Here is a 6,705-nt window from a genome sequence, read left to right as displayed (position 1 = left end):
CCGACACCCACCGCGGAACCGAAGCAAACCCACCCCCACCCACCACCCCACGCCAGAACTCCCGACCCGCATCCACCCGCACATCCACGCCCATGGTTTCCGTCCCCTCCTCTCACCGGCGCCGCAGCGCGACTCGCCCCTCGGGGCGGCTCGTCAGCGCTGCTGGTTGATAGGGGACCTTGCGCGACTCCGTGGCCGGGTTCCCGCCCCACCGGGCGTGATCGGGCATTTCCTCGCCTTTCATCAGGAAGGAGTCGGCGGCGAGCTGCGCGTGGTCGCCGACCGTCACGCCGTAGTGGATGTGGGCGTTGACGCCGAGCGTCGCGCCGGCACCGATCGTGCTGTGATCGGACTTGAAGGTGCCGTCCTCCTGCGAGTGGCACTGGATCTTGCTTGCCGCATTCAGCGTGCAGTCGTCCCCGATGGTGGTGAGCGTCCGCTCGGTGATCGAAGCGCCGTCGTCGAAGAGCCGCTTGCCGACGCGGACGCCCAGCATCCGCCAGAGCAGACTCTTGTAGGGCGTGCCGTTGAAGAGGTTGAGGTACTCCTCGGGCACCTTCCAGAGGCGTTCGTGCCACCAGAAGTACGGGTCGTAGATGGAGCACAACTGCGGTTGCAGCGACCGGAATTTCGTGATCCAGCGCTCCATCATGGTGAAGTAGACGGCCGAGAACGCCAGCGTGGCCGCCAGGTACACGGCGATCATCAGCTGCCCGAAGACGCCGTACATGTCCAGGGTCGCGAGGCCGAAGAGCGTCAGCGCGAAGACGTGCAGCCAGCGCACGAAGAGGCAGAAGATCATGGTGCGGAGGTTGTAGCGGTTCTTCGCGGCGAGGCTGCGGCGCAGTTGGTCACCGGTCCTGAGGTGGTCGAACCGGGTGTCGCGCAGCACCGTGCGGGGGATCTCGAAAGCCGGCGATCCCAGCAGGCCGACCCCTTCGCGGACTTCGCCGTCCAGGGGAACCATCACCTTGGTCGCGAGCAGGCAGTTCTCGCCCGTCCGGCCACCCGAGGGATAGGCGACGTTGTTCCCGAGGAAGTTGTGCGCCCCGATCGACGCCCGGGACACGCGGAAGGACGTGCCCGAGAAGTCGGCGTTGATGAGGGAGAGCCCGTCGGCGACCATCGTTGCGCTGCCGACCGTGCTGAGGTAGGGGGTCTCGTGCTGCACCCGGGTGCCGAAGTTCGACCCGGTCTGCTCGACCTCGGACAAGTCGTAGCCGAGGCGGCGCAGATAGTGCACGATCGCCGAACTGTCGCCGAAGAGCCAGGCGAAGAACTTGATGTTCGTCATGCGGGCGATCAGCCGGTGCAGCGAGTAGTGCAGGCCGTAGAGCGGATAGACCTTGTCCGGCTTGATCGCCAGACTCAGCAGACGCGGCACGGTGAACAGGAGGACCATGCCCAGGATGACGAAGCCGAAGAAGAGCACGCTGGAAAGGATCAGCGCGTCCAGGTAGAGCCCGAGGGTCCTGACCCCGGTCGCCCCGGGGCCGAGCAGTTCACCCGCCGCCGGCACCTCGGTCACCAGCATGTACGCGCCCCCGACGGTCAGCGGCACGTACACCAGGAACAGCTGGAGCACGGTCGCGAGTCCGAAGCCGAACCGGCGTGGTGTGCTGCAACGTGCCGGTGCGACCCGTACGTAGTCCACGTCCGTGCGCTCTGCCGGGGACCCGTGCCAGTGCTCTCCGTCCGGGACGGCCTCGCCGCTCTGCAACGCTGACGTGTGGCCCAGCTGCGTCCGGTCGCCCATCGACGTGTCGATGTCGAGGACGGTCTTCTCCCCGACGCACGCTTCCTTGCCGAAGGTGACGCGGCCGGTCTGGATCCGTCCGGCATGGGCCCGGTAGCAAGTGAAGTACGACTCCTTGCGGATGACCGTACCGGCGCCGATCGTCAGCAGGTCGGTGCAGACCGGAATGATGCGGGAGAGAATGGTGACGCCTTTTCCGATGTGTGCGCCGAGGGCCCGCAGGTACAGCACGTACAAAGGATTTCCGACGAAGAATCTCATCGGGTTCGCGTTGACCAGTACCTTGACGATCCAGAAGCGAAAGTAGGTAAGACTCCAGACGGGGAACTCGCGTGGCCGCCAGCGGCCTATGAGAATCCATTTGGCCACGACGGGAAAGACGCAGAGCCCGATGAGGCCGGCGCCGCCGAATATCAGTGACCGCACATAGACGTCCACCAGGCCGGAGCCTTCCGAAACCCATTCGTAGCCACGGGCGGTCACGATGCCGAGGGCGAAGCAGTAAGCAAGAAAGAACAGCGTCTGCAGCATTCCGCAGAAGATGTACTGCCCGGTGCGCGCGGGGATCGGCGTCTCGGCCGGAACCGATACTGACGACTCGGCAGGTTCGGGCGCCTCGACCACGAGTGCCGTCACCAGACCCCGGATCGTCGGGTGCTGGTAGATGTCCTTCATCGACACCGACGGCAGGTCGTCCCGCTTCCTGATTCGTGCGCAGAAATGCGCCATGACCAGGGAGTTCGCGCCGAGGTCGTCGAAGAAGTGACTGTCGACCGACACCTGTTCCGCGTCCACGAGGCCGGCCAGCACCTCGGTGAACGCCTTCTCGGTGCGGGCCGCCCCGTTCCCTGTCGGCGAGCCGTTGAGCCTGTGCTCGGTGAGCGCAGATTTATCCGGATCGGGCGTCAGGACCTCGACAGACTTTTCCACCATGCGAGCTCCTTGAGGAAATGCCGGTCGCCGTCGTCCCGGGCAACCGACACTCGATGTCCTCGCGTTCCGGCGGTGGCCGGAACGAGCAATCCGGAAGTCACGTGTTCGTGAACTGTTCTCCGGTCGCAAACCACGACCCCTAGTCTCTGTCGTCCACCGCCGTGTTGCCACTCGAACTCGATCCCGCCGGACCTCAGTACACCTCGACGGAGCTGCTGCTGACACGTGGCCTGCGTACCGCCGATGGCCAGCGGTCCGGCCACCGCATCAAAGTTTTGCCATCGTCGAACCGGAGCGATCGCACCGGGCGCCGGACGTTGTCGGCGGCGCCCGAGCCCTCCTGGCGGGAGGAGCCTGAATCGCGCCTGAGAGGTATTCGGCACCGCGGCCGGACCGGATGGGAATTCACACGTTCAAATGTCCGCAAACTCGGCACAGGCACTTGGGCCGGTCGGGTGACACGTGGAACTCCTGGCATGCCGCCGACGGTGAAGTCCCTGACCGGGGCCCATGTCCGGCACCGGCGTACGACGGCGCCCCGTGGACTCCCGCTTCCCCCGGCCGTCGGCCCTGCCGGGAGGCAGGCAAGGCGACGAGGTCGGGTCAGATCTCGATGACGGTGACGCGCCCGCCGCCGCACAGTGCGGTGATGTCCTCGGGGCCGGAGGTGAGGACGGTGGTGGGACCGGGGGCGGCGAGAGCGGTGGACGCGAGGATGGCGCCGACGGCGTACTTCCTGCCGTGCAGGCCGGCGTCGGCGAGCAGGGCCGCGGCGTGGCGGGCGATGGGCTCGTCGACCGGTTCGACGACGATCCGGGACAGGGTCCACTCCAGGGCCCGGCGGTTGATCCGCGGGTGGATCACCTCCACGACGGCCGCCGCGCTGGTGATCACCCGCATGTCGTCGGCGCGGGCGAGGGCGAGCCATCCGGCGACCGCGCGGTCGCGCAGCACCGCCTTGGCCAGTCCTTCGCCGTCGAGGACCAGGGTGCCGCCCGGTACCGCGGGGGACCGCGTCACGAGGAGTCCGCTCCGCCGCTCGTCCGCTGCCGGCGGGCCCGCAGGAGCCGGTCCCGCAGGGCCTGGACCTCCTCGTCGGCGACGGGTCCGTGCTCCGCCTCGGCGACGGCCACGATCTCGTTGAGGTTGTCGCGCTCGATCTGGCGGGCGACCGCCGCGGCGACGTAGGCGGAGAGGCCCGAGGGGCCACTGCGAGCGCGAGCGGCTTCCGCGATGTCCCGGGGCATCGTGATCGAGTACTTCCGGGTGGGCTCGCGCATGCCCCTTATGCTACCGGCCATGCCACCGCCGGATGGTGGTCCCGCTGGTCCCGTCCCGCTGGTCCCGGTGGTCGTCACAGCCCCAGAGAGATCGCCAGCCGGGTGAGCTCGGCCGTGTTGTTGATGTTGAGCTTGGCGCGGATACGGCGCAGATAGGCGTCGACCGTGTGCTTGGAGAGCCCCATCTGGCGAGCCGCTTGCAGATAGGTGCACCCTGAGGCGATGAGGCGCAGCGTCTCCCGCTCACGCGGGGCCAGCGTCGGTGCGGAGGCTTCGGTCTGCGGCGCGATGAGTGTGACGCTCATGGGATTTCCTCCGACGTATCGGCTTGGTCGTCACTGCTCGCGCCCTCGGAAGCAGGGGGCTTATGCCCGAATACTGCTATTTGTCCTCTTTCGAAAAAGCGTGCACGGGCTACTTCATGGCGGTGTCCCCCGACTGTCACAGGCGCGTCACAGGGCATGGCGCATCGCTGCCGGAAACGCCGGGACCCCGCTCTCGGCACACGTGCTGAGAGCGGGGTCTCCGGGTACCGGCACGGCTCAGACCGTGGTCGACCGCTGCCTCACGGCAGGGCGGCGAGCGACCTCGGTGGGGCGTGGTGGTCCCGACGGGCCGACGTCGCCCGGTTCCCGGGACCGGAGCTCACTGCTTGCGCGGCTGGTTGAAGCGCAGCATGTTGCCGGAGGGGTCGCGGAAGGCGCAGTCGCGCACGCCGTACGGCTGGTCGACCGGCTCCTGCAGCACCTCGCCCCCCGCCTTGCTGATGCGCTCGAAAGCGGCGTCACAGTCGTCGGTGGTGAAGATGACGCCGCGCAGCATGCCCTTGGCCAGCAGCTCGGCCATCGCCTGTCGGTCGGCGGGGGAGGCGTTCGGGTCCGCGAGCGGCGGCTCCAGGACGATCTCCACGTCCGGCTGCGAGGGAGAGCCGACGGTCACCCAGCGCATCCCCTCGAATGCGACGTCGTTGCGGACCTCCAGACCGAGAACGTCCCGGTAGAAGGCGAGCGCCTTGTCGTGGTCGTCGACGGCGATGAAGCACTGCGAAAGCTTGATTTCCATGTGCTTCACGCTAGGGGGCGCGGGGCGGGGTTCGCTTCTCCGTTCCTGACCGGTCGCGTGTGGATCTTGGCGACGCAGGCCGGGATGGCGGCGCCCTCGTCATGGCGGCGGGCCCGGTACGCGCTCGGGCTCTCCCCGACCAGCTCCGTGAACCGCGAGCTGAACGACCCCAGCGACGTACAGCCGACTTCGAAGCAGACCTCCGTCACCGACAGGTCACCGCGCCGCAGCAGCGCCTTGGCCCGCTCGATCCGGCGCGTCATCAGATAGCTGTACGGCGTCTCGCCGAAGGCGGCACGAAAGCTGCGGGAGAAATGGCCCGCCGACATGAGGGCGACCCGCGCCAGCGCCGGAACGTCGAGCGGCTTCGCGTACTCCCGGTCCATCAGGTCACGGGCCCGGCGCAGCCGGACGAGGTCCTCCAGAATCACCCCACCACCATCCCACAGTGCCCAGCGCCCCAGGCCTGGCGACAGCGGACGCCCGGCGGTGCGAATGGGTCCCTCGGCATGCGTGGACGTCGCGGTTTGCAGAGGCTGGAGCGTGTGCCCGTGATCCGGAGCGAGGGGCGATGAACGTAACGGTGGTGACGCTGCCGGAGGGGACCGTCACTCGTACACCTCTGTCGCAGGCGCGTGAGCGCCTCGCGGAATCCCCTTTCCTGTTCGTGGACATCGAGCTGCCCGCGGAGTCACCGCCCGGCGAGCGGTCCATCGCGCACCAGCTCGGCCTGCAGGGCGAGGGCTTCTCATGGCTCGGCAGGCCGGGCGAATCCCCGCGGGCCGAGTTCCTCGGGGACAGCGCCGGATTCGTCGTACCCGCGATCGAGGACGGCGAGGTCGCCCATATCCACGTGTACGTGACCGAGCGGCATCTGGTCACGGTCCACCGAAAGCCCAGCGGGCCGATGGCGAGCCTCGTGGCCCGGCTGCCGCAGGAACGACCCGCCGACACCGTGGCGACGCTGTTCCTGCTGCTCGAAGAGGCCCTGGAGACCTTCCGCCGCTCCGCCACCCAGGCGCTGCTGGAGGTGGAGGACCTCGAGGACGACATGTTCCAGCACCGGCACCCCCAGCAGGTCTACCGTCTGTCCCGGCTGCGTCGGCACGCCGGCCTCCTGCACCACGCCCTGCTGCCGTTCCTGGAGGCGACGGACGAGACCTTCACACGCAGGATGATGAGCAGCAGGTTCCCGGAGGCGCGGCACAGGCTCGCCGACTCGTACCTCCGCGCGGCACGGCTCGTACTCGCCAGTATCGAGTCCCTCCAGGACGCCGCCCGGCGGGCCTTCCTCAGCTACTCCTCACTCGTCGCCGGCGAGCAGAACGGCGTGATCAACCGGCTGGCCATCGTGTCGACGATCTTCCTCCCGCTGACGTTCCTCACCGGGTTCTTCGGCATGAACTTCACCTACATGACCAACGAGTTGGAAAGCCGCGCCGTCTTCTGGCTGCTCGCCGTGGGACTCCAGGCGGTCGTCCTGCTCATCGCCCTCTACGCCCTGCACCGCACCCGCGTCTGGCGAAGGCTCCGCGAGGAGGGCCGCGACGACCGCTGACCCCGCCGGCCGCGGGTGCGGTGCAGGGCGCGGCTGACCGGGCGATGCTCGGCCTGACCGAGCGATCCACGGCCTGACCGGGCGATCAGGCCGAGGCCCCTGGAATCAGAGGCCCC

Annotated in this window: 7 protein-coding genes; 1 reads left to right on the top strand and 6 read right to left on the bottom strand. The window is 68.2% G+C overall.

Annotation, left to right across the window (positions count from 1 at the left end; all coding sequences use genetic code 11):
• Positions 1-112 precede the first annotated feature (112 nt).
• The 6 genes from ACIQMR_RS18500 to ACIQMR_RS18475 form a co-directional block, all read right to left on the bottom strand.
• Positions 113-2,689, bottom strand: a complete 2,577-nt coding sequence (locus ACIQMR_RS18500) for a Pls/PosA family non-ribosomal peptide synthetase (protein WP_401387863.1) — start codon at positions 2,687-2,689, stop codon at positions 113-115.
• 603 nt (positions 2,690-3,292) lie between these two features.
• On the bottom strand, positions 3,293-3,709 hold the full coding sequence (locus ACIQMR_RS18495; protein ID WP_401387860.1) for a DNA-binding protein: 417 nt from the start codon (positions 3,707-3,709) through the stop codon (positions 3,293-3,295).
• Entirely contained in the window at positions 3,706-3,969 is a 264-nt protein-coding gene (locus ACIQMR_RS18490) for a CopG family transcriptional regulator (protein ID WP_401387858.1), read from the bottom strand. The genes ACIQMR_RS18495 and ACIQMR_RS18490 overlap by 4 nt, the downstream gene beginning before the upstream one ends.
• Before the next feature lie 74 nt (positions 3,970-4,043).
• The gene (locus tag ACIQMR_RS18485; protein ID WP_401387855.1) at positions 4,044-4,274 is read right to left on the bottom strand and encodes a response regulator transcription factor; all 231 of its coding nucleotides are present in this window, start codon (positions 4,272-4,274) and stop codon (positions 4,044-4,046) included.
• A gap of 340 nt (positions 4,275-4,614) precedes the next feature.
• The gene (locus ACIQMR_RS18480) at positions 4,615-5,031 is read right to left on the bottom strand and encodes a VOC family protein (protein ID WP_266383135.1); all 417 of its coding nucleotides are present in this window, start codon (positions 5,029-5,031) and stop codon (positions 4,615-4,617) included.
• A 5-nt stretch (positions 5,032-5,036) separates the two neighbouring features.
• Positions 5,037-5,462: a helix-turn-helix transcriptional regulator gene (locus ACIQMR_RS18475; protein ID WP_401387851.1), complete on the bottom strand. Its 426-nt coding sequence runs from the start codon at positions 5,460-5,462 to the stop codon at positions 5,037-5,039.
• Between the two features lie 140 nt (positions 5,463-5,602).
• On the opposite strand from ACIQMR_RS18475, the gene ACIQMR_RS18470 reads away from it, so the two are divergent.
• Positions 5,603-6,589 (top strand): CorA family divalent cation transporter, encoded by a 987-nt coding sequence (locus ACIQMR_RS18470; protein ID WP_401387848.1) that lies wholly within the window; start codon positions 5,603-5,605, stop codon positions 6,587-6,589.
• Positions 6,590-6,705: the final 116 nt, after the last annotated feature.

The sequence above is a fragment of the Streptomyces sp. NPDC091376 genome, from assembly GCF_044757085.1.
In the GTDB taxonomy this organism is placed as follows: Bacteria; Actinomycetota; Actinomycetes; order Streptomycetales; family Streptomycetaceae; genus Streptomyces; species Streptomyces pratisoli.
Note: the sequence above shows the minus strand (reverse complement) of the source record. Positions and strands in the feature narration are given on the sequence as shown.